The following is a 23,219-nucleotide window of genomic DNA, read 5'->3' as shown; positions in this document are numbered from 1 at the left end:
CCACTCACGCGTTTTCGCCCATTTCCATCAACAGCGCCGTCTGATGGTCTGAAATCAGCGCATCGACCAGTTCATCAAGTTCCCCCATCATCACCCGGTCAAGCTTGTAAAGCGTGAGATTGATGCGATGATCGGTCACGCGCCCCTGTGGGAAGTTGTAGGTGCGGATACGCTCGGAACGGTCGCCCGACCCCACCTGGCTGCGGCGTGATTCTGAGCGTTCTGACTCAGCCTTTTGCCGCTCCATATCATAAAGACGCGCGCGCAGGATCTGCATGGCACGGGCGCGGTTCTGGTGCTGCGATTTTTCGGCCTGCACCACCATGATGCCTGTTGGAATATGCGTGATGCGCACTGCCGAGTCAGTCGTGTTGACGTGCTGACCACCCGCACCCGAAGCGCGCATTGTATCAATGCGGATATCTTCGTTGCGAATGTCGATATCAATGTCTTCGGCTTCTGGAAGCACGGCAACCGTTGCCGCAGACGTATGGATACGCCCACCCGCTTCGGTTTCCGGTACACGTTGCACGCGGTGCACACCGGATTCGAACTTCAGCTTGGAAAACACGCCCTTGCCCGAAACAGTGGCAATAATTTCCTTGTAACCACCGGCATCGCCCTCGCTTGACGAAACAAGCTCAACGCGCCAGCCTTTTTCGGAAGCAAAACGCTCATACATGCGAAAGAGGTCGCCAGCAAACAGCGCCGCTTCAAGTCCACCCGTACCGGCACGGATTTCAAGGATCGCATTCTTTTCATCGGCAGCGTCTTTGGGCAGAAGCAGAATCTGGACTTCCTGTTCAAGACCTTCAATGCGCTTTTCAACGTCTGGCAATTCTTCCACTGCCAATGCGCGCATTTCGGCATCGGTTGAGGCATCATCGCACATAGCAGTCAGATCACGGGCTTCATTACGCGCATCGGTCAGCTCCCGGATTTTTCCGACGACCTCCTGAAGCTCGGAATATTCTGAAGCAAGTTTCACATAGGTTTCCGAATCCGGATTGTTCGCCATCTGGCTTTCAATCATCGAGAACCGCTTCAAAAGCTGGTCCATCCGGTCCTGTGGCAATGCGATCATTGGTATATCCTGAAAACTTTAATAGCAGCGCGAATAAGCAGTATTAAGGGCCGCGCACAAGGCGCGACACCCAAACATTTCATGCAATTTTCTACGCTATAGCGGAATATCGTTGTCTTCGGCAAACTGAAGCAGCAACTCACGCAGCGAATGTGCACCATTTGGCTTGTCGAGCTTCTCATTAAGCAAAGCATTGAGCTTGCCCGCGTCAAGCGCTCCCAGCATTGCCTTAACCGGACCAATACTTGCCGCTGACATCGAAATCGAGCGGAAACCAAGGCCAATCAGCGCCATCGCCGTCAGCGGACGTCCGGCCATTTCACCGCACAGTGTCACCGGCTTTCCATGCCGTTTGCCTGCATCAACAATGTGACGCAATGTGCGCAGGAACGCAGGCGACAACTGATCAAAACGACCCGAAATCAGCGAGTTCCCGCGATCGACAGCCATCAGAAACTGGAACAGGTCGTTGGAACCGACAGACACAAAGTCCACAATCGACATCAACTCATCAAGCTGCCACAAAAGCGCAGGCACTTCGATCATCGCACCAAGCTTGAGATTAAGCGGCAGCGTGTGTGCAAAGCGTGACAGATGGCGCACTTCACGATCGATAATCTCGCGTGCAGCCTTCACTTCCGACACTTCCGTCACCATCGGCAACATAAGTTTCAGCTCACGGCCACCGGCCGCTTTCAAAAGTGCGCGCAACTGGGTGCGCAGCAGGCCCGGACGATCCAGCGTCAGGCGGATCGCGCGCCAGCCAAGAGCTGGATTTTCTTCCTGACCGGTTGCGCGGAAATAAGGAAGAACCTTGTCACCACCAATATCGAGTGTGCGGAAGGTTACAGGCTTGCTGCCCGCAGCCTCAATCACAGAGCGATAAAGACGTTCCTGCTGTTCTGCACGCGGGAAGGTCGATGCCACCATGAACTGAAGCTCGGTGCGGAACAACCCAATGCCGGCAGCGCCCGATGCCGAAAGCTGCGGCAGATCAACCAGAAGACCCGCATTCATCAAAAGCGAAATATCAACGCCATCCTGCGTCAGCGCAGGCTTGTCGCGCAATTCGCGATAATGCGCCTGACGACGCGCACGGAAGCGGACTTTTTCGGCATAAGCCAATTCCACATCCGCCTGTGGACGCAGATGTACAATGCCCTCATCACCATCAACGATAGCCGCATCATTGTTTTCCGCCATGGAAACAGCGCCCTTGGCCTGACCGACCACGGGAATGCCCATCGCCCGCGCAACAATCACCACATGGCTGGTCGCGGCACCATCTTCGAGCACCACGCCACGCAAACGCTCGCGCGGATAGTCAAGCAGTTCGGCAGCGCCCATGGTGCGCGCAACGATAATGGCATCCTTTGCCAGTGATTCGGCGATAGTCTTGACATCGCGTCCCATCAGCTGACGCAGCAGGCGGTTTGCCAGATCATCAAAATCGGACAGACGTTCGCGCATATAAGGATCGGTCAGATGCACCATGCGCGCACGCGTGTCGCTCTGCACCTTCTCAACCGCGGCTTCCGCCGTCAGACCATTGTGAATGGCTTCTTCCAGACGCCGCACCCAGCCGCGATCATGCGCAAACATGCGATAGGCTTCGAGCACTTCACGATGCTCGCCTTCCACAGCCACATCGCGGCGCGAAAGCATATCATCAATGGAAATGCGCAATGAGCCAACAGCTTCTTCCAGCCGGGCCAGTTCAGCCTGGCTGTCTTCATTAAACAGGTTGGTGACAACGATACGCGGCTCATGCAGCACGACATGACCAAGCCCGATACCGTCATTGAGCGCATTGCCCGTCACGCTCATCGGACGGCCAAGATCCAGTTCGATACCGGGGCGGGCAAGACGCAGACCATCGCCGGTCGCGATAATCTCGGCCAGAACCATTGCTGTCGTTTCAAGTGCCTCAACCTCATCCTCACGATAAGCGCGCTTGGTCTGATTCTGGACAACAAGAACGCCCAAAGTGCGGCCAGCACGAAGCACAGGCACACCAAGGAACGAATTATAGGCTTCTTCGCCGGTTTCAGGCAGATAGGCAAAGGCAGGATGGCTCTGCGCATCGGTCAGGTTTAACGGGCGCGCGCTGGCGGCAATCGTGCCGACAAGTCCCTGCCCCAGACGCAGCTGTGCAAGGTGAACAGATTGAGGATTAAGACCTTCAGTCGCATAAAGCTCAAGCACGCCATCGGCGCGCAGAATATAGAAAGAGCAAACTTCCGCGACCATATTTTGCGCGATTTCACGGACGATCCGGTCAAGGCGTTCCTGCGGCTCAAGTGATTCCGCCATCAATTCGCGCAACCGCTTCAGCAGCACGCGGGGACCAGTTGTCAGATCACGCATGATCGTCGGAGGCTCCTCATTTGGTACAGGCCCCGCCTCACGCAAAGCCAGTTCCCATTACCCGCCTGCGAAGCGTTACGCCGAATCCTTTGTGAGCATTTTTGACACCTACGTCTAGTCCAATCGTTCGAAAATATGAGAAGTCGTACAATAAGCCAATGCCGCACGCTATTTCTAGCGAGCGGCATTGTTTCAAAACGAACCAGATAAAGCCGGCTAATTACTTATCAAGACCATAGACGCCATGCAGCGTGCGGACTGCGAGTTCAGCATAAGGACCATCAATCAGGATCGAGATTTTGATCTCAGACGTGGTGATCGCGCGGATATTGATGCCCTTTTCAGCCAGGGCCTTAAAAGCAGTCGCTGCAACACCGGCATGGCTGCGCATACCGATACCGATCACCGAAATCTTGGCAAGACCGGTTTCCGACTGGATATGATCCGAGCCGATTTCTGCCTTCACTTTATCAAGAACGCGCAGTGCCTTATCAATATCGCCGGTCGGGATCGTAAACGTCATATCGGTTTTCGAACCGTCTTCCGACACATTCTGTACGATCATATCGACATTGATGTGCTCTTCGGCGAGAGGCCCAAAAATCGCTGCCGAGATACCGGGCCGGTCGGCCACACGCCGGAGCGAAATCTGAGCTTCATCCTTCGCATAAGCGATACCTGTGACGACCTGCTGTTCCACGATTTCTTCCTCGTCGCAAATGAGCGTTCCGGGCGGGTTGATCGGATCATCCATGCCCGGTGCATTGGGGTCCGTAAAACTGGAGCGCACGAAGGTGCGCACCTTATGTACCATGGCAAGCTCAACCGAGCGCACCTGAAGAACCTTGGCACCCAGCGAAGCCATTTCCAGCATTTCTTCAAATGTAATGCGGGAAAGGCGCTTTGCCTTCGGTTCAATGCGTGGATCGGTCGTATAAACACCATCGACATCGGTATAGATGTCGCAACGATCGGCCTTTACACCAGCCGCAATCGCGACAGCAGACGTATCAGAACCGCCACGGCCCAGTGTTGCGATGCGGTTATCAGGACCAATGCCCTGGAAACCGGCAACAACGGCAACCTGTCCCATTTCCATGCGACGGATAATTTCAGAGCCGTCGATTTCCTGAATACGGGCTGCACCATGCGCATTGTCTGTCTGGATCGGAATCTGCCAGCCCTGCCACGAACGCGCGTCAACACCAATGGACTGCAACGCAATGGCCAGAAGGCCGCTTGTCACCTGCTCGCCGGAAGCAACAATGGCATCATATTCACGTGCATCGTAAAAAGGCGACGTGCCACCGGCAACCTTGGGCATGTTCTGCACCCAGCTGACCAGTTCGTTCGTTTTGCCTGACATGGCGGAGACGACAACAGCCACCTGGTTGCCGGCATCGACTTCACGTTTGACGTGGCGCGCCACATTGGAGATGCGTTCCAGATCAGCCACAGAAGTGCCGCCGAATTTCATCACGATGCGCGCCATTTAAGGTTACGTCCCGTCTTTTGCAAAATTACACTTTAGCCTGCCGAAACATTATTTTCTTGCGACAGACAAACCGGGGGTCACATAGCTAAAATGTCGCGCTTCCGCAAGGGTGTGATTCCCGTGAAACAATAATGGATGCTTTGGAATCAGGAATTTGATTTGATCCTTGACTTTAAAGCGCTACCTTGAGAGCAGAACGGCACATTGCCTTCGCAGGAGATTGACATGACCGAGACTGCCCGCACCACGATTGATGCTTCTGAAATCGAGCATTTTTCGCGCATTGCCGCCGAGTGGTGGAACCCGCAGGGCAAATTTCGTCCACTGCATAAATTCAATCCGACACGCCTTGCCTATATCAAGGAAAAGGTCTGCGAAAAATTCAAGCTTGATGCCAATAGTCCGCGCCCGTTTGAAGGCATGCGCTTTCTTGATATTGGCTGCGGTGGTGGCCTGTTGTGCGAACCGATGGCGCGCCTTGGTGCAACGGTCATCGGTGCGGATGCATCCGAAACCAATATTGAAGTTGCAAAAATTCACGCGGCCCAAAGCGGTGTTGAAGTCGACTATCGCGCAACCACTGCCGAAGCTCTGGCCGAAGCGGGCGAGAAGTTCGATGTCGTGCTCAACATGGAAGTGGTCGAACACGTCTCTGATGTCGATCTTTTCATGTCTGCGACCAGCGAAATGGTAAAGCCGGGTGGGTTGATGTTTGTCGCCACCATCAACCGCACGTTCAAAGCCTATGGTCTGGCAATCATCGGTGCGGAATATGTGCTGCGCTGGCTTCCGCGCGGCACGCATCAATATGAAAAGCTGGTGCGTCCAGAAGAACTCGAAGCAGCTCTTTGCAAAGCGGGCCTCAATCTGATCGACAAGCTGGGCGTAACCTATAACCCACTTGCCGATAGCTGGAACCGTTCACGCGATACCGATGTGAACTACATGGTTCTTGCGGAACGGCCCGCATGAAACATGTCGCAGAAAAGTGGGAACCGGTTTTCTGATAACGACATGTTTGTACAAAAGAAACAAAGCGCATCGCGCTTTAATCAACGCTTCTGAGCTTTTGTCGTCAGTGCCACACCAAAGGCGATGACGACAGCACCTATCCATGTGAGCAACGGATAGTTTTCGCCCAGAAACAGCGTGCCGGAAATCAGCCCAAGCGCTGCGGCCACATAGCCGATCTGGCTGAGATAAACCGGCCCGCCGACCGCCTGTAAGCGAAAAAACAGAGCAAACATGCCTGCTGCCGCAACCCCTTGCGCCACAGCAGTGAGCGGCGCAAGCGCCAGTGTCTCAATCGGAAAATCGCCGTTAAACAACAACATACCAATCAACAGCATCACAGCCGCGGCCAGATGGCTGCCTGAAGCAAGCTCCGTCGGATCAGCATTTTTCGGCCAGTCAAGCGTGCGATAGACATTTCCCATCGCCAGAAACACCGGAATGAGAAGCGCTAATCCGATCCAGAGCGGATCGGCAGGCTTGCCGACTTCGCCACGCGTCATTGCCACCATAATGGCACCGATAAAGCCCACGATAATCCCTGCAATGCCGAGCGCATTGGGGCGACGAAGGCCAAAGCCCATCGAGATCAGAAGCGTGATCACCGGCGATAGCGTGTACATTATGCCGGTAAATCCGGCTCCAAGTCGCGGGATTGCCGACAGGATCAGCAGATTAGGAACCGCATAGGAAATCGCAGCCGTACAAATGTAATAGCGCAACCTGTGGCCGGAAATGCCGACCCGCTTTTTGCTCAAAAGCAAAGCCACAAGCAGAATAACTCCGGCACTGGCTGAAAACAAAAATGTCCAGATTGTCGGCGGAACCCCCGCTTCAGCGGCGATTTTTCCAAGAGGCAAAATAAGCCCCAGAAGCGTGCCTGTGGCAAGCAGCAAGAAAGGCGCGGAATCCATCAGTTTCATGCGCCATATCCTCTCACGCAGTCAAAGTCTTTAAGTATCAGTTTTTATCTTCCGGGAAGACAGGCAATGGCATCACATCGACGCCATCTTCAATGAGAGAATGAACGTCTTCTTTGGACGCTTCTCCGTAAATGCCCCGCGCTTCGGTTTCACCAAAGTGGATTTTACGCGCTTCTTCCGCAAATTTATCGCCAACATAATCCGCATTTTCGCGAACCTTGCGGCTCAACGCGCGCATTTGTTCAAGCGCCTGCTTCTGCGCCTCACCGAGGGCAATCGCCACCTGCTCTTTTGAGCGGCTGGTGGAGACGGCAGGCGCCATCAGCGATTTTCGAATTTCAGGCGAATTGCAGACAGGGCAAGAGACGAGTTTGCGCTCCGACTGCCGATCGAAGTCGGCATTGTCACGAAACCAGCCTTCAAATTCATGGCCGTGATCGCAATGAAGCGAAAAGCGGATCATGGATTATACGTCCTCTTTCTCTTGAACAACCTTCACAGAAAACTCACGTGCATTCTTGAGGTTCGGAACCTTGGCGCGTGCGGCGGCACTCTCGCTCACATCAATATCGGCAACAATGACACCCGGCTCATCATGCGCCGCTTCTGCCAAGACCTTGCCCCAAGGGGAAACGATCAGCGAATGCCCATAGGTCTCGCGACCATCCTCATGCACACCACCTTGCGCAGCCGAAATCAGGAACGCGCCATTTTCAATCGCACGCGCACGCTGCAAAACATGCCAGTGCGCTTCACCGGTCTGACGCGTGAATGCAGCAGGCCCGGTAATCACATTGGCGCCTGCCAGCGCCTGCGCACGAAACAGTTGCGGAAAACGGATATCATAGCACACCGCCATGCCAACATGAGCAAAAGGCAGTTCGGCAATCACCGTTTCCTTGCCCGGCTCATAGGTTGCTGATTCGCGCCAGCTTTCGCCGTTGTCGAGATCAACATCGAACATATGCACCTTGTCATAGGTTGCGATCTTCTCACCCGATGGCGCAAAGATGCCGCCACGATTGGCAATCTTGCCGTCACCGGCGGCAATCGCCGTCGAACCAATATGCAGATAAATGCCGTACTTCTTTGCAAGTTCTGACGCGGCCTTAAAGACCAGATCTTCCTTTTCATCGCGCAGACTTGCAAAAAGCGCTGCACGATCACGCATCAGCGCGCCGGTCATTTCCGGGGTCTGCACATAGTGAGCACCCTTTGCCGCAGCATCGGAAACCAGTTTTTCCATCGCCTCGACATTGCGGGCCACATCCGTGCCCGAACGCATCTGAACCGCAGCAGCGCGAAAAGTGCTCATAAGTGTCTCCCCCTTCATAATCTTAATTCAGTTCGCCAGTCGCAAGCAGACCATCAAGCTTGCCTGCATTATCGAGAGCAAACAGATCATCGCAACCGCCCACATGCACCGAACCGACAAAAATCTGCGGGAAGGTATTGCGGCCCGAACGCTGCTGCATTTCCGCACGCAGTTCAGGTGTAGCGCCTGCATTAATTTCGTTAAACGCAACGCCCTTGTTCTTCAAAAGACCGACTGCACGCGTGCAATATGGGCAGCCAGGGCGGGTATAGATGGTGACATCAGTCATGTAAAACTCCATTCGTTGGCCTCTATATAATGGCAAAACAACGATCTGGAAGCCCCTGATGCGTTCACGAATCCGGTAGAACCCGGCTGAATGTCAGCACATCCACGCTTTTTGCGCCACCGCGCAAGAGCGCACGTGTTGCAGCTTTCGCCGTTGATCCTGTCGTATAAACATCATCGATCAACAAGACCCTCCGTCCGCGCACATGAATATCGTGCTCCTTTGGCACGCGGAAAGCACCGTCAACATTGCGCTTTCGCTCTTTCAAACCAAGCCCGATCTGCTGATTTGTCTGACGAATACGCCTTATGGCCTGTGGTTCATAAGGCTTGCCACTGAGTTGCGCCAAGCTGCGCGCCAGCTCTGCCGACTGGTTAAACCGCCGCGACCAGAAACGCCATTTGTGCAACGGCACCGGCAAAATGACATCGCACTCATCCAGCAATTCCCGTCCGGCACGCTGCATCCAGCGTGCCATCCATGGTGCTAAATCCGTGCGGTCATGAAACTTAAGCGAGACAGCAATGCGCTGCGCAGCCCCTCTGTGAAGCACCGCAGAGCGCAGACGCCGAAACGGCGGCGGATTGGCGATTGCTTCCGCGCTCATGAAATTCTCGCCAAAATCATGATTAAACGGAATGCCAAGCACCGGGCAGTAAGGCTTTTCGATAAAGCGCAGCTGTGACCAGCACTCAGGGCAAAGCGTTCCGGGTTCGGAAACCTCTATGCGGCAACCGATACAGCTTGCTGGAAACAGAATATCCGCAGAACGGCGCAAACCAACACGCACCGCGTTAAACGCCGTCGTTTTCAGCCTCAACACCAAGCTTTGATGCGACCTGTCGTCATCAACCATTGCATTCGCCCCCGTTCGAATGCATCTACGCCCTTATCCATATTACCGACGCATATCCGAAAGAGAAGACGGAATCGCAATGGCAGCCCCCTCATCCGCTCAATCGTCAGAAAATGCGATTTTTGATCGCGACCTCCAGCTGGCGTTCCGCCGCCGCGCTTTCAGGCATGCTGTGAAGGGTGCAGACTTTTTGTTGCGCAGAGTGGCTGACGATCTGGAAGACCGGCTTGCTGCTGTCGAGCGCCACTTCTCCGTTGCCATTGATCTTGCCGGTCACAACGGTCTTGCAGCAGGCGCTCTTGCTCATTCAGGCAAAGCAGACATGATTTTACGCATCGAACGCGATGCAGCTTTTCTCTCCGGTCCTTTTCCGGCCATTGTCGCCGATGAAGAAGCCCTGCCACTGAAACCCCAAAGTGCCGATCTGATTGTTTCACTGCTGTCGCTGCATTCAACCAATGATACGCCGGGCGCGATGATACAAATCGCCCGCGCGTTGAAACCGGATGGCCTGTTTCTTGCTGCACTCAGCGGCAATGGAACATTGGGCGAATTGCGGGAAAGCCTTTTGCAGGCGGAAATTGAACTGACGGGTGGCGCAAGTCCGCGCATATTCCCTTTTGCAGATGTGCGTGATGTCGGCGGTCTTTTGCAACGCGCGGGTTTTGCGCTGCCGGTAACAGACGTGGATAATGTGACGGTCCGCTATGACAGCATTTTCAACCTGATGGCCGATCTGCGCGCCATGGGCATGCAGAATGTGTTGCGCGATCGCTCGCGCAAACCAGTCTCGAAAAAACTGTTCCTGCGTGCAGCAGAAATTTATGCCGAGCGGTTCAGCGATCCCGATGGGCGTATTCGTGCCACCTTCTCGACAGTCTGGCTGTCAGGCTGGGCACCACATGAATCGCAGCAAAAGCCATTAAAGCCCGGCTCTGCCAAGGCTTCACTGGCCGATGCATTAAAGAATGTGGAATGAATCTTTCAGCAGTCGCCACTATGCGTGCCATCTGGATCAATCACGCAGATTGGGCGAACGGGTGCCTTGCGGGCGACGTAAGTGTCACGCTTGACTGATCCGGTCATGGTGCGATCGACACCGGCAGGCAGTACTGATTGCGATGCAACCTTGTTCGCCTGATCGTTTAAAACCGGAACAATAATCAACGCCAACGCGACCGCAGCCGACCCAAACAGCAAGACAACGCGTAAAATGCTGCCGCCCGCTTTTGAGAGTGGGCCCGGCTTATATTCGTTATGATCTGCACTAAAATAATTGTTGTCAAAACTCATGACATAAACTCCGAGGCACTTGTTTTAAACAATGCCGCAGCGGAGTGAATCATCGATTAACGCAGAAGGTTAACGTCAACGATTTGTCAGCTATTTTGAAGCTTTCCACAGGCTCAAAGCAGATCAATCAAAAACGAGATCAGCGGCTCATCGGCTGGCGGCATCGGATAATCGCGCATATCCTTCGGACGCACCCATTTCAGGGCCTGTCCTTCCAGCCCTTGCGCAACACCTTCAAAGCGACGGCAGACATAAAGCGGCATCAGAAGATGAAAATCATCATATGTGTGGCTGGCAAAGGTCAGCGGCGCCAGACAGGCCACCTTGGTCGTCACGCCAATTTCTTCTTCGAGTTCACGCATCAGCGTTTCTTCCGGCGTTTCACCAGCTTCGACCTTGCCTCCGGGAAACTCCCAGAGACCTGCCAGAGACTTGCCTTGCGGGCGCTGCGCGAGAAGCACACGCCCATCAGCATCCACAAGCGCGCAGGCGGCCACCAGCACGATGCGCCGGGCTTTTATCTCGCTCATTTCTCATTGCTCTCCCGATAAGCGTAACGATAGGCTTCCTGAAAGCCAAAGCGCTCGTAAAGCGCCAGTCCGGCAACATTATCCGCCTCAATCTGAAGCCAGGCTTTTTGGGCACCGAGTTGCTTTGCCCATTTGAGCGTCGCGCCGATGATAGCGCGACCATGACCGGCGCGGCGTGCATCCGGCAAAGTCCCAACATCGAACAGCCCCGCCATGACACCATCCTGCACGCAAAGCACATTGGAGACCGCCCGTCCGTCCTCTTCGAGAATAAACATACCCTTGTTGGGGCGAATGCCATCCAGCAGCTCGCAGAAACCCGGACGAAGTTCAGCGGGGCGCCCGTGAATGATGAGCGAAGCCTCGACGAAGCGGCCAATATCTTTGAGCGGAATCTGATCGCGCTCCTGCGAGAGATCAATATCATCCAGATTGGAAGTCATGACGATGGTTTCATCGCGACGCTCCCATCCCAGACCTTCAAGATAATCTTCAAGCTCGACAGGTGCGAGTGGCGAAAGCCTGAAACACGGCACCCGTCCGTAAACGCGAAAACGCTGCGATGCCTGTTCGATACGCGCCGGAATATCGCGCGTATCACCCGGATCAAGCGGATTAACCGAATTGAGCCGCTTTGAAGGATGTGCAGCCGTCATGCGTATCGCCCACGTTCCGTCATAATGAACGGACGTGGCAGGCCATGCACGAAAGCCAACGGCCTCCAGCTGGCGAACGATAGCAAGATTTGACATATTCAAACTCTTTCCAAGCTTAGCTGCGATAGTCGCCGTTGATCGCCACATATTCCTTGGTCAGATCGCAGGTCCAGACGGTCGCCTTGCCCTTCCCGATCCCCAGATCGACGCGAATGAGAATATCCTCGCCCTGCATATAGGCAGACGTCGCCTCTTCCGAATAAGCCGGATCGCGTTCGCCCTGATGCGCCACGCGAATATCGCCAAACCAGATCGCCAGCAGATCGCGATCAGCCGGTTCACCCGCTTTACCAACAGCCATGACCACACGGCCCCAATTGGCATCTTCACCGGCAACCGCCGTTTTGACCAAGGGTGAATTGGCAATTGAAAGCGCGATTTTCTTCGCAGAAGCGGCGGACTTTGCACCGCTCACTTCAATTTCGACCATCTTGCGCGCACCTTCGCCATCACGCACGACCTGAAGTGCCAGCGACTTCAAAACGCGCGCCAGCGCCTTTTTGAAATCACCCAGACGCTTGTCGGAAGCATCGGTAATTTCGGGTGCACCGCGTTCTGCAGCCGATCCTGTTGCAAACAGCATCAGCGTATCAGAAGTGGATGTATCACTATCAACTGTTACCGCATTGAACGTCGAACCAACGCCCTTGGAAAGCAGGCTCTGCAAGACATCCGCCTTAATCGGTGCATCGGTAACGACAAAAGAAAGCATGGTTGCCATGTCAGGTGCGATCATACCCGCACCCTTGGCAATGCCATTGATCGTCACCGGAACCTGGCCGAGCAGCACCGTTTCGGTCGCCACTTTCGGATAAGTATCGGTTGTCATGATGGCCTTGGCGGCTTCTGTCCAGAGATCGTCGCTGGCAGATTTTGCCATGTCACCCAGAAGACCCGAGAACTTCGACGCATCCAGCGGCTCGCCGATCACACCGGTGGAGGCAAGAAACACATCTGTCGTCTTGCATCCAACAGCCTTGGCGGCAGCCTCTGCGGTTGCTTGCGTGGCCGCCCGACCTTTGAGACCTGTGAAGGCATTGGCATTGCCTGAATTGACCACAACCGCACGCGCCTTGCCATGCACCAGGTTCTGGCGGCAGAAATCAACCGGTGCAGACGGGCAGAGCGAACGGGTGAAAACACCGGCTGCCTCCGCAGGCTTGTCAAAGACCATCAGCATGACATCCGTGCGGCCCTTATATTTGATACCGGCTGCAGCCGTCGCGATGCGGACGCCGTGAATAACAGGCATGGATGGATAATGTTTGGGGGCGAGCGGTGATACGGACGCAGACATGATTGCCTCTGAACAGATGCGATTTGATTCTGTCGCATTGGAAAGGTTTGCAGCACAAAATCAAGCTTTAACTAACGTTCAACAAAAAACGCCCCGGACTTCCGGGGCGCTTTGTGAATTCATAATTTACTGCTGTGGTTGAGCGGCATCAGGCGAATCGCCTTTATCCGCCGCTTCCTGAGCGGCGGCCGCTTCCTTCATCGCTTTATCGACGGCAGGATCCTTATATTCGATCTTCAAGCCATCGCGCAGCTTCTTGACGGCCTCGACATAACGCTCACGCATGATGATCGAACGAATCTGGTCGGAAACCTGATCAAATGCCGGCGGCTGCTTGGTGCGGCGATCTTCAAGCTGAATGACGTGGAAGCCAAACTGCGTCTGCACCGGCTCCTTGGTGTATTCACCCGGCTTGAGGGCAAAAGCGGCCTTTTCAAATTCCGGAACCATCTGGCCTTCGGAGAAATAACCAAGATCACCACCATTGGCGGCAGTGCCATCGGTGGAGTTTTCTTTGGCGAGATCTTCAAACTTCGCACCACCTTCAAGCTTCTTGATGATGGCTTCCGCTTCTTCCTTGGTCTTGACGAGAATGTGACGAGCACGCACTTCAGTCTGTGGAGGAATGGCCGCGATTTCCTTGTCGTAACGCGCACGAACATCGGCATCGGAAATCTTGTCGACAATCGCATCCTTGAAATATTCATTGTGCAGCGCACGTTCACGCAGGAATTCCATGCGCTTCTTGAAGTCCTCGCTCTGATCGAGCTTTTCTTTCACGGCTTCTCCAGCCATCGCCTTGATGTCGATGAGCGCTGCAAGAGCGGCCAGACGGCGCTGCTCGGCTGGAAGACGTGCAAACTGCGGATCAAGATCGCCTGCAGCCTGATCAACGTCACCGACAGTAATGTCCTTACCGCCGACGGTGGCCAGAACCTTTGCCGGATCTTCGGAAGCAGCCGCAGACTGTGCTGCCTCTGCGGGTTTCGCTGCATCCTGTGCAAAGACAGCCGAACTGGAAAAACCAGCGAGTGCAACCGAGGTTGCAAGAACGGCAAGTGCCTTGCGATAAGGGGCTTTGAGAATGGCTTTCATATGAGATTCTCTCCTTCGAGACCACCTAACGGCCCCATTAATGCGGCAGAATTTGGCCCTGAAACACACTTATTAGTGAGAAAAGACAGGTTTTGCGTCTTATCGAGCAACATTGACATCGCTCGAAGCCCCTCTTATCTGTCCTTCGTCTTGTCGTCCAGTAAGCGACCGGGCGAATTGCGCTAAAACGCGCCGTTTCTGGCAGCGTTGACAGCGTAGTTTTCTTGCATTTGTTTCAATACGCGTGAATAAAGCATTCGACAAAGCATTATCAGCAAAAGTGCGCAGCGGTTTTGCGTTCGAAAATGCGACAAAACAAAGAGTTAGAGCCTTTCGCGAATTTCGGTGAAATCGAGAGAGGCCATGACGCCGGAAGCGCTTCCGGCTGAACGGACAGGAAAGGACCAGGAATGGTCAGCTTTGGCGGCCTCGCCCGCAAGATATTCGGTTCATCCAACGACCGCCATGTGAAATCATTGCGCGTTCGTGCGGAACAGATTACTGCGCTTGAGAAGAATTACGAAGCCCTAACCGATGAACAGCTACAGGCGAAGACTGCGGAATTCCGTGCAGAACTCGCTCAGGGCAAAAAGCTGGATGCACTGCTTCCCGACGCTTTTGCAACGGCGCGTGAAGCGGCCAAGCGTGTGCTCGGTATGCGCCCGTTCGATGTCCAGCTGATCGGCGGCATGGTTCTGCACGAACGCGGTATCGCCGAAATGCGCACCGGTGAAGGCAAGACGCTGATGGCAACGCTGCCTGTCTACCTCAACGCTCTTGAAGGCAAGGGCGTACATGTGGTGACAGTCAATGATTACCTTGCCAGCCGCGATGCCGAAACCATGGGAAAGCTTTATAACTTCCTGGGGCTGACCGTCGGTGTCATCAAGCACGGCCTCGATGACAATGAGCGTCAGGCTGCTTACGCCTGTGACATCACCTACGCCACCAACAACGAACTCGGTTTCGATTATCTGCGCGATAATATGAAATATGAGCGTGGCCAGATGGTGCAGCGCGGTCACAACTACGCCATCGTCGACGAAGTGGATTCGATCCTCATCGACGAAGCACGCACCCCGCTGATTATTTCCGGCCCGCTGGAAGATCGTTCAGACTTTTACAATCTCATCGACACATTCATTCCGGCACTTGAGCCGGAAGATTTTGAAATCGATGAAAAACAGAAGACCGCAATCTTCACCGAAGTCGGAACTGAAAAGGTTGAGCAGCTTCTGGAAGCTGCTGGCCATCTCAAAGGCGAAAGCCTCTACGACATCGAAAATGTTTCGGTTGTTCATCACCTCAACAATGCCCTTCGCGCGCACAAGCTGTTCCAGCGTGACAAGGACTATATCGTCCGCAATGATGAAATCATCATCATTGACGAATTCACCGGCCGCATGATGCCGGGCCGCCGCTTCTCGGAAGGTCTGCATCAGGCACTGGAAGCCAAGGAACATGTGACCATCCAGCCTGAAAATCAGACGCTGGCTTCGATCACCTTCCAGAACTACTTCCGCATGTATACCAAGCTCTCCGGCATGACCGGTACGGCTGCCACGGAAGCGGAAGAGTTCGGCAATATTTACAGTCTCGACGTTCTTGAAATTCCGACCAACCTGCCGGTCAAGCGCATTGATGAAGACGACGAAGTCTATCGCACCGTCGAAGAGAAATACAAAGCCATCGTCCGTGACATTCGCGCCTCCCACGAAAAGGGCCAGCCTGTTCTTGTCGGCACGACTTCGATTGAAAAGTCGGAACTTCTGGCTGAGCGCCTGCGCAAGGACGGCATCAAAGACTTCCAGGTCCTCAACGCCCGTTACCATGAGCAGGAAGCTTTCATCATTGCACAGGCCGGTGTTCCGGGTGCAATTACGATTGCCACCAATATGGCTGGTCGCGGTACGGATATTCAGCTTGGCGGCAATCTTGAAATGCGCGTGCAGCGCGAGCTTTCAGATGTACCGGAAGGTCCAGAACGCACTGCCAAAATTGCAGAACTCAAGGCCGATATTGCAAGGCTGAAGGAAAAGGCACTGGCTGCAGGTGGCCTGTATGTTCTTGCCACAGAACGCCATGAAAGCCGCCGCATCGATAACCAGCTGCGCGGTCGTTCCGGCCGTCAGGGCGATCCGGGCCGTTCAAAATTCTTCCTGTCGCTTCAGGATGATTTGATGCGTATCTTCGGCTCCGACCGTATGGACGGCATGCTGCAGAAGCTGGGTCTCAAGGAAGACGAAGCGATCGTGCATCCATGGATCAACAAGGCGCTTGAAAAGGCGCAGACCAAGGTGGAAGCGCGGAACTTCGAAATCCGCAAGAACCTGCTCAAATACGATGACGTGATGAATGATCAGCGTAAGGTAATCTTCGAGCAGCGCCTTGAAATCATGGACGACGAAGACCTGACCGATACCGTGGCGGAGATGCGTCACGAAGTGATCGAAGATATGGTCGCGCTTCGGATCCCGAAAGATGCTTACGCTGAAAAATGGGATATTGCCGGCCTCAAGGACGACATTCTCACCAAGTTGAACCTCGCTCTTCCTGTGGACGAATGGGCCAAGGAAGAAGGTATCGCCGAAGAAGAGTTTGAAGCCCGGATCAAGGAAGCCGCGGACAAGGCCGCAGCCGAGAAGGCAGAACGCTTCGGCCCGCAGATCATGACATACATCGAAAAGTCAGTGATCATGCAGTCACTCGATAACCTCTGGCGCGAACATCTGGTCAATCTTGACCATTTACGTTCGGTCGTTGGTTTCCGTGGCTATGCACAGCGCGATCCGCTGAACGAGTACAAGACGGAAGGCTTCGAACTGTTTCAGGCCCTGCTTGCAAACCTGCGTGAAGTGGTCATTACCCAGCTGATGCGCGTCGAAATCGTGCGCGAAGCCCCGCCAGAGCCCGAGCTTCCGCCAATGACTGGCGTCCACATCGATGGAACCACCGGCGAGAATGATTTTGATGAGAATTCATGGGCCGAACATCAGCAGGATGAGCGTATCATTCCAGCCAGTGAACGCGATCCCGCCGATCCAAGGACCTGGGGCAAGATCAGCCGCAACGAAGCCTGCCCGTGCGGCTCTGGCAAGAAATACAAGCATTGCCACGGCGCGTTTGACTAAGCCACGCCCGAAACATGCTCCTTAAAACCAAAACCCGGCGCACAATCGCCGGGTTTTTATTATAAACATCATGGTAGTCCGCCTTGTTAATTAGAAATTGCGAAATCACCGATATATTCACGAAGTAATTACCATTTCAAAATTTTGGCTTCACTTTCGCACAGGAGGCCGTTTCTTTTTACCTTTATAAAGAACTGGCATCTAATGTTCAGCCATCGCAGGCCGAAAAATACGGGATGCGGTAAAACGGTGATCCTTCAGAAGATCACCGGAAAGAATGGGCCTGAAATAAAGGTCGCAACAAACAGGGTTGGCAACAAGTGCGTTTATCTGCCGCGAATGCAGCAAGCCGGAATTTATCTGGCAGGATCGCAACGAAACATCGTTCTGTGACGGGGCGGGTCGATCGTTTTTTGCTGTTTCCAAGGACGTCGATGCGCGCTCAGCGTTTATCGCTGCTGGCGGTGTTCATGCGCTTTGCAATGGCAGAAAATGCCCGCAGCAATACCTCTGAGGAGAGTTTGTAATGGCAGCAAAACCTTTGCTCGAGGAATCCGCAGGTGGACACACTGCACGCATTATTTCGCAACTCGCTGAAACACTGCCTGCCAGGGATGCGACCAAACGGCTGGAGGAAAGCCTTAGCAGCCGCGCCATTCCGCGCAAGCTCGCAATCTATGGCGCATCCGCAGGCTTTGAACTGCGCGACGAGCTTGATCATCTAAGCAACCGCACAATAGAGCCGAACATCTTCTTTAATGCACGCTTTCTCGCGCCCGCTATGCCGCGCCTTGAAGATCGCGAAGTGCGCTTCATGGTTATGCGTGACGAAAATGACGTGCGCAGCCGCCTGCGTTTCGTCATGCCCTATACGATTGAGCGTCCCGGCTTTCCCCTGTCATCGCCCGTTATTCGCGCATGGGCCACACCATTTGGCCCTCAGGGCACTCCGCTGATCGATCATGACGATCCTTTGGGCGTTCTTGAAGATCTGTTCGATATTCTGGCCCGCGATCATATCAAAATGCCGGAAGTGCTTGTACTGCCAGAAATGCGCGCTGACGGCCCGGTTGCAAAATTGATCCGTTCCGTGGCTGTCGGACGGCAATTGCCGATTGTCTCCATTGAGCGAAAAGAGCGGCCATTCCTTAAGAGCGATCTTGATGGTGAGACCTATGTCAAGCAAGCCATTGGCCCGCATCATCGCCGCGAATATGCCCGGCTGTGGCGTCGTCTTGCCGAGAAAGGCGAACTGGCCTATCGCATCGCAAGAAAGCCTGACGAAGTGCGCCACACATTCGAGCATTTTCTGACGCTTGAAGCGAGCGGCTGGAAAGGGCGGCGCGGCACGGCCATGGCGGTCGACCGTTTCCGCGCGGCTTTCGCACGTGAGGCGGTCAACAATCTGGCCGAGCGCGATTGCGTGCGCATCCACACACTTGAATTCAATGGTCGCGTGATTGCGATCCTGATCGTCTTCACGGTTTCAGGCGAAGCATGGACCTGGAAAACGGCCTTTGATGAAACGCTTCAAGCCTATTCGCCCGGCATGCTGCTGATGATTGAAGTGGTGAAAAACCATCTCGAAGACCCCAACATCACACGCACCGATTCCTGTGCGGTGCCCGACCACCCGGTTATGTCGCGCTTGTTTGAGGAGCGTGAAACCATTGAAACGCTTGTTGTCGGACTTCATCCGGGCGCAGACAAGCATGTTCGTCAGGCGGCGGCGCAAATTCATCTTTATCAGCGCACGCGCAATCTCACCCGGATTATTCGAAATAGAATCCGCAATTTTACCGATCGGAAATAAAAGTCACATTTACTTGAGAAATCAAAAAGCTGTGCTATCATTTGTTTCAGGAGAGCGCCTGTAAACTATTTTGGCAGGTGAAATTGAGGGTATAAATTGATTGGCTCCGGGTTTTACTCGAAAGCAATTAAGTAAAAATATAAACACGCCCCTCTTTCGCTGCTTCACAAAAACCAAAGCGCCTCCTGTGGGAAGGAGATGCGCTATGTTGGAATATCTTTCATACCTGAAAACACTTGACCTCATCGTGTTGGGCCTCATTGCATGTCTGGTCTGCTGGAATATTGTCGAGCACAATATCCGCCGCTAGAGCATGTCGCGAAAAAGTGGGAACCGCCTTCGCGGAGAAATCCGTCCGCCGATCTGATTTCTATTCGCGCTACGGTCCGAGAATGGCATGCGTGAAAACAAACAGATAGAGCATTTCCAATAGTTTAGAGCGTTTCCCTGACTGAGTGAATCTGCGGGGCTTTGCAAATCAGGCGGGTTCTGATTCAAACTATCTGCCGATGGAGGTCGGCGGATATGTCGAAAGCCCTTTCTGTCGATCTGCGTGTTCGCGTGCTTGCTGCTGTTGCCGCTGGTGCGACCCACCGCGACGCCGCCGAACGGTTTGGCGTAAGTGCCGCAAGCGTCAGCCGCTGGCGAAATCTGCAACTTCGCCAGGGTGACGTGCGACCTGGTCCTCTTGGCGGAGATCGAAATTCCCGAAAGACAGAGGCCCATGGCGAGGCGATCATGGCATGGCTTGCCGAGCACCGCGATGGAACTTTGTTCGAGCTGCGCGACGCGCTTTCTGCCCAGGGCATCACGATCAGCAAGTCGGCTTTGCACCGGTTTCTTGTCCGGCACGGCCAGACTCGTAAAAAAAGACTGGCCACGCGGTAGAGCAAAGCCGTCCCGACGTCCTGGAACAGCGTCAGCAGTGGTTCGATGATCAACTCGACCTTGATCCTGCCAAGCTCGTCTTCATCGACGAAACCTGGACTGCGACGAACATGGCGCGCACGCACGGACGCTGCAGGAAGGGAGAGCGCCTGCGAATGGGCTTTCCGCACGGCCACCGCAAGACCACGACGCTGGTGGCTGGCTTGCGTAGCACGGGAATGGTTGCACCGCTCGTCATCGACGGGCCGATCAATGGAGAATGGTTCGAGGCCTACATCGCCCAGGTTCTTGTGCCGACCCTGAAGCCTGGCGATGTCGTCATTCTTGACAATCTCTCCAGCCATAAGCGACCGGCGGCGCGTGAGATGATCGAGGCTGCCGGTGCGCGCATGCTGTTCCTCCCGCCCTACAGCCCAGACTTCAATCCCATAGAGAAGGCATTCTCGAAGCTCAAAGCCCTCCTGCGCAAAGCGGCAGAACGCACTGTGACCGGCCTGTGGGATAGGATCGGGAAACTGATCGACCTCGTCGTGCCTCAAGAGGCCCGAAACTTCTTCACATCATGCGGATACGATCCAACATGAAAGGGAAACGCTCTAATCAAAACAGGAAATGCTTTAAGCGCAGGAAGCAATTTACACCTTCGAGCGCGTGATGATATGTGTGAAACAGTTTTTAAAACACGCTGCGCGACCACACAGACAATCAGAACGCCGATCTGTTTCAACCGGACTGACGAGCGATCAGGAGACTGTGGACTGCGCGTCGTGAAAAACCTGAAACTATAATCAGTCAGGCGCCCGAGGGCGATTGACGTTGTTTCGTTTAGCCGGTATATCCCTCCCCGCTGTCCGTTTTTGGACCATATCAAACTGCTTAAGCAGTCACGTGCGGGTGTGGTGGAACTGGTAGACGCGCCGGACTCAAAATCCGGTTCCGAAAGGAGTGTCGGTTCGATTCCGACCACCCGCACCATTTTATTCAATAAAACATATATTTCTCAATGACTTAGCGAGAACAATTATTCTCCAGCCCCTACTGTGGCCCCTACTTTTTCACTCGGTTGGCCGTTTGATAAACATTGATATTAAATCAAATCACCCCGCGCGCGTACTGCGCAGGAAAACGGCGCTCACTCCCTGCTCTCAGACTGACTGAAAAAAAGCGGCTGGCTCCAAGCTTGGTTCATAGCCGTACCCCGGAACTTCCCGACATCCATTTTGATTAATTTTGATTATTTTCAAACCTGCGCTCGACTGACGGGCTGATATTTTTTGATTTAAAGCTCAAAGCCCATAGACCGCCTGACAAATTTCACCGTCAAAAAATTCTTCAAACACGCAAAAAGCAAACCCTCAAAAGTATCAAAAATACCTGTACTTCAGAAAAAACATCGAAAACACTCCAAAGCGGAGCCTTCAAAAGTATCAAAAATCCTTCTCTGCTGAACCTGCTCAAAATGGACAGTCAGCAAATCGCAGTAATTTAGTGAGCAGTCCCAACAAAGGTGCCTCCAGATTTGGATTGGCCCCTCCATCTTCGGCTCGCGTTATGATGTCGGATAAATCGGTGAAGCCTCGCGCGCACGCGCGTATTGGTCCGAAAAGGGGGCTGCTCAATTTTGCGCATACCCCTCCTTAAAATTCAGGAGGCTCCGACATTAGGGCAATCTTAGGGTGGCGTCCGCTTGCAAGGTTTTCTGCACCCGCCTTGAGGTATACGCAGAGATTCCCCCCGTTGGCGGAAAGCTGTCGTTGCAATTCTGCGCCATGCATCCGTTGTGCGTCCGGAACGGCTAATACGGCTGCATCTGATCAACGTGAATGTTGCCATCATTATAGATTTGGATTGTCAGATCAGGATTGCCCTTGATGATTTCATATTCAACCCCCTGCCGCATCTTCCATTGATAACCCTTTTCAGGGTGCCTCGAAGAAACAGGTTCCCATTTCATTTCCGAAATTGGCTTGCCGTCGCCCCACCTATTTTCCTTGCTGGCGAATACTTTGCTCGGAGTGTCGCCCTTATCTCGCAGGTTGAAATCGTAATAGTTCCTGCGGTCTTGTAATAAGATTGCTTTTGCATCGGTAAGCTTAACACCCTTGTCATCGACTTTATCTTTTTCGCTGATATGAGCGGTGTAGCTGTCTACAAGCTTGGGTTCAGCCTTTTCCTGCGTAGCTGTAGCGATAGGTGTCGAGCTGCTACCTTTGGAGGCATCATTTGTCGTACATGCCGTGACCAACGCAACTGCGCAGATGCTTAGAGTGATTGGAATAAATGGCTTCATGGTCGCCCCGCTGTTTGCGGCAAGCTGGCAGAGGCGTGTCGGGTGGTCAAGCACAAAGAACTCCGCAAAAGGGGCAGTTGTTTAGCGGCGTGCTTTGGCATAAGGCAGTTTCATGATTACAATTCCATGGTGGTTGGCCATCATTTTTTACATGTCGATGTATTGGCCGCTTACGTTATTAGTAGCTGCTTCAATTGTCGCGACCGCATTCATGGCAACGAATAGCGTTCGCTGGCGTCTCGCTGGGTCCGCAATGGCTATTGTGCTTATCGCGCCGGTTATCTGGTTCTATTCAATGATTTAAATAAAAAGCCCCGGTACGTCTCCCGACGCCACGAGGCTGCTTGCCTAAGAGCCACAGGGTTTTAAAGACCCCGGCAAGCGGCGATAATTTAGTATCTGGGTTTTCTATTGCAAGACCCCGATAAATTTTTAGCGTCCGATTAATCCCCCGAAATTCTGGGAATTTCCTACGTTAGCCGAAGCGGTTAAAACCGCCTCCGAGAACATAAAAACTGATTTCAATGTCAACATAAGACAACAGGCATCACCTCGAAACGGCTTTGCCTGTGTATGCTTTCCGGCAGTGTTCCTCACAGTATGGGTGTCCACTTTGGACGGCCTCGCCACAAAACAGGTGAAGCTCTCCAGCGTTCGCGCGATTGACAGGCCATTTGCATTGATGGCGTGAAAGGTCAGCGAGCGGAAAACCTTGATGCAGGCTTGTAAGTGTTGGTTTTCACGCGGAACTGAGCCGGTTGGGCGACTAATTTCCATCGAGAATTGAGCCATGTGAACCTACTCCCCCGCTATGAGCGATGGGAGC

21 protein-coding genes and 1 tRNA gene are annotated in these 23,219 nt (G+C 53.7%); 7 read left to right on the top strand and 15 right to left on the bottom strand.

Annotation, left to right across the window (positions count from 1 at the left end):
• Nucleotides 1-4 precede the first annotated feature (4 nt).
• The 3 genes from prfA to VBH83_RS16235 all read right to left on the bottom strand — a co-directional run bounded on the left by prfA (nucleotide 5) and on the right by VBH83_RS16235 (nucleotide 4,943).
• Nucleotides 5-1,084 carry a peptide chain release factor 1 gene (gene prfA, locus VBH83_RS16245; RefSeq protein WP_265986910.1) on the bottom strand — a complete coding sequence of 360 codons (1,080 nt, stop codon included), beginning with the start codon at nucleotides 1,082-1,084 and terminating at the stop codon, nucleotides 5-7.
• 96 nt (nucleotides 1,085-1,180) lie between these two features.
• Nucleotides 1,181-3,451 (bottom strand): phosphoenolpyruvate--protein phosphotransferase, encoded by a 2,271-nt coding sequence (ptsP, locus tag VBH83_RS16240; protein ID WP_265986912.1) that lies wholly within the window; start codon nucleotides 3,449-3,451, stop codon nucleotides 1,181-1,183.
• 220 nt (nucleotides 3,452-3,671) lie between these two features.
• Complete coding sequence (locus VBH83_RS16235; protein WP_265986913.1) at nucleotides 3,672-4,943, bottom strand: aspartate kinase; 1,272 nt, start codon at nucleotides 4,941-4,943, stop codon at nucleotides 3,672-3,674.
• A 228-nt stretch (nucleotides 4,944-5,171) separates the two neighbouring features.
• Between VBH83_RS16235 and ubiG the strand changes: the two genes are divergently transcribed.
• Nucleotides 5,172-5,918: a bifunctional 2-polyprenyl-6-hydroxyphenol methylase/3-demethylubiquinol 3-O-methyltransferase UbiG gene (gene ubiG, locus VBH83_RS16230; protein WP_265986914.1), complete on the top strand. Its 747-nt coding sequence runs from the start codon at nucleotides 5,172-5,174 to the stop codon at nucleotides 5,916-5,918.
• Between the two features lie 80 nt (nucleotides 5,919-5,998).
• On the opposite strand, the gene VBH83_RS16225 is transcribed toward ubiG, so the two are convergent.
• The 5 genes from VBH83_RS16225 to VBH83_RS16205 form a co-directional block, all read right to left on the bottom strand.
• A complete protein-coding gene (locus VBH83_RS16225) occupies nucleotides 5,999-6,880 on the bottom strand; it encodes a DMT family transporter (RefSeq protein WP_265986916.1) in 882 nt (293 codons plus the stop codon).
• Nucleotides 6,881-6,917: 37 nt separating this feature from the next.
• Entirely contained in the window at nucleotides 6,918-7,343 is a 426-nt protein-coding gene (locus tag VBH83_RS16220) for a DUF1178 family protein (RefSeq protein WP_265986917.1), read from the bottom strand.
• 3 nt (nucleotides 7,344-7,346) lie between these two features.
• The gene (locus tag VBH83_RS16215; RefSeq protein ID WP_265986918.1) at nucleotides 7,347-8,195 is read right to left on the bottom strand and encodes a carbon-nitrogen hydrolase family protein; all 849 of its coding nucleotides are present in this window, start codon (nucleotides 8,193-8,195) and stop codon (nucleotides 7,347-7,349) included.
• Between the two features lie 22 nt (nucleotides 8,196-8,217).
• Nucleotides 8,218-8,484, bottom strand: a complete 267-nt coding sequence (gene grxC / locus VBH83_RS16210) for a glutaredoxin 3 (RefSeq protein ID WP_265986919.1) — start codon at nucleotides 8,482-8,484, stop codon at nucleotides 8,218-8,220.
• A 64-nt stretch (nucleotides 8,485-8,548) separates the two neighbouring features.
• On the bottom strand, nucleotides 8,549-9,340 hold the full coding sequence (locus VBH83_RS16205; protein ID WP_265986920.1) for a ComF family protein: 792 nt from the start codon (nucleotides 9,338-9,340) through the stop codon (nucleotides 8,549-8,551).
• A 79-nt stretch (nucleotides 9,341-9,419) separates the two neighbouring features.
• On the opposite strand from VBH83_RS16205, the gene VBH83_RS16200 reads away from it, so the two are divergent.
• Nucleotides 9,420-10,319 (top strand): methyltransferase domain-containing protein, encoded by a 900-nt coding sequence (locus VBH83_RS16200; protein ID WP_265986921.1) that lies wholly within the window; start codon nucleotides 9,420-9,422, stop codon nucleotides 10,317-10,319.
• A 5-nt stretch (nucleotides 10,320-10,324) separates the two neighbouring features.
• Here the strand turns inward: VBH83_RS16200 and VBH83_RS16195 are convergent, their stop codons facing one another.
• From VBH83_RS16195 to VBH83_RS16175, 5 genes are all read right to left on the bottom strand, one after another.
• Complete coding sequence (locus tag VBH83_RS16195) at nucleotides 10,325-10,633, bottom strand: hypothetical protein (protein ID WP_265986922.1); 309 nt, start codon at nucleotides 10,631-10,633, stop codon at nucleotides 10,325-10,327.
• Nucleotides 10,634-10,746: 113 nt separating this feature from the next.
• Nucleotides 10,747-11,163 (bottom strand): 8-oxo-dGTP diphosphatase MutT, encoded by a 417-nt coding sequence (mutT, locus tag VBH83_RS16190; protein WP_396998606.1) that lies wholly within the window; start codon nucleotides 11,161-11,163, stop codon nucleotides 10,747-10,749.
• Nucleotides 11,160-11,915 (bottom strand): N-acetyltransferase, encoded by a 756-nt coding sequence (locus VBH83_RS16185; RefSeq protein ID WP_265986925.1) that lies wholly within the window; start codon nucleotides 11,913-11,915, stop codon nucleotides 11,160-11,162. Before VBH83_RS16185 ends, mutT begins: the two co-directional genes overlap by 4 nt.
• A gap of 19 nt (nucleotides 11,916-11,934) precedes the next feature.
• Entirely contained in the window at nucleotides 11,935-13,176 is a 1,242-nt protein-coding gene (argJ, locus tag VBH83_RS16180) for a bifunctional glutamate N-acetyltransferase/amino-acid acetyltransferase ArgJ (RefSeq protein ID WP_265986927.1), read from the bottom strand.
• Between the two features lie 126 nt (nucleotides 13,177-13,302).
• Nucleotides 13,303-14,271, bottom strand: a complete 969-nt coding sequence (locus VBH83_RS16175) for a peptidylprolyl isomerase (protein ID WP_265986929.1) — start codon at nucleotides 14,269-14,271, stop codon at nucleotides 13,303-13,305.
• A 410-nt stretch (nucleotides 14,272-14,681) separates the two neighbouring features.
• On the opposite strand from VBH83_RS16175, the gene secA reads away from it, so the two are divergent.
• The 5 genes from secA (at nucleotide 14,682) to VBH83_RS16150 (ending at nucleotide 21,078) form a co-directional block, all read left to right on the top strand.
• Complete coding sequence (gene secA, locus VBH83_RS16170; RefSeq protein ID WP_265986930.1) at nucleotides 14,682-17,402, top strand: preprotein translocase subunit SecA; 2,721 nt, start codon at nucleotides 14,682-14,684, stop codon at nucleotides 17,400-17,402.
• A gap of 320 nt (nucleotides 17,403-17,722) precedes the next feature.
• Nucleotides 17,723-17,929 (top strand): hypothetical protein, encoded by a 207-nt coding sequence (locus tag VBH83_RS16165; RefSeq protein ID WP_265986932.1) that lies wholly within the window; start codon nucleotides 17,723-17,725, stop codon nucleotides 17,927-17,929.
• Nucleotides 17,929-19,215 (top strand): type IV secretion system effector crotonyl transferase BspF, encoded by a 1,287-nt coding sequence (gene bspF / locus VBH83_RS16160; RefSeq protein ID WP_265986933.1) that lies wholly within the window; start codon nucleotides 17,929-17,931, stop codon nucleotides 19,213-19,215. The genes VBH83_RS16165 and bspF overlap by 1 nt, the downstream gene beginning before the upstream one ends.
• A gap of 525 nt (nucleotides 19,216-19,740) precedes the next feature.
• Nucleotides 19,741-20,687, top strand: a protein-coding gene (locus VBH83_RS16155; RefSeq protein ID WP_396998602.1) for an IS630 family transposase whose coding sequence is annotated in 2 segments (ribosomal slippage) — nucleotides 19,741-20,080 and nucleotides 20,080-20,687 — 948 coding nt in all. Because the reading frame shifts where the segments join, the coding sequence is not laid out codon by codon here.
• Nucleotides 20,688-20,993: 306 nt separating this feature from the next.
• A tRNA-Leu gene (locus VBH83_RS16150) sits at nucleotides 20,994-21,078 on the top strand.
• An 820-nt stretch (nucleotides 21,079-21,898) separates the two neighbouring features.
• On the opposite strand, the gene VBH83_RS16145 is transcribed toward VBH83_RS16150, so the two are convergent.
• Both VBH83_RS16145 and VBH83_RS16140 read right to left on the bottom strand, forming a co-directional pair.
• Nucleotides 21,899-22,447 (bottom strand): hypothetical protein, encoded by a 549-nt coding sequence (locus VBH83_RS16145; protein ID WP_396998600.1) that lies wholly within the window; start codon nucleotides 22,445-22,447, stop codon nucleotides 21,899-21,901.
• Nucleotides 22,448-22,940: 493 nt separating this feature from the next.
• Nucleotides 22,941-23,114: a GcrA family cell cycle regulator gene (locus VBH83_RS16140; protein ID WP_396998612.1), complete on the bottom strand. Its 174-nt coding sequence runs from the start codon at nucleotides 23,112-23,114 to the stop codon at nucleotides 22,941-22,943.
• Between the last annotated feature and the right edge of the window lie 105 nt (nucleotides 23,115-23,219).

Origin of the sequence: Ochrobactrum sp. S1502_03 (genome assembly GCF_044435015.1) — a bacterium.
In the GTDB taxonomy this organism is placed as follows: domain Bacteria; phylum Pseudomonadota; class Alphaproteobacteria; order Rhizobiales; family Rhizobiaceae; genus Brucella; species Brucella chromiisoli.
This window is presented reverse-complemented; position numbering and strand designations above follow the sequence as displayed.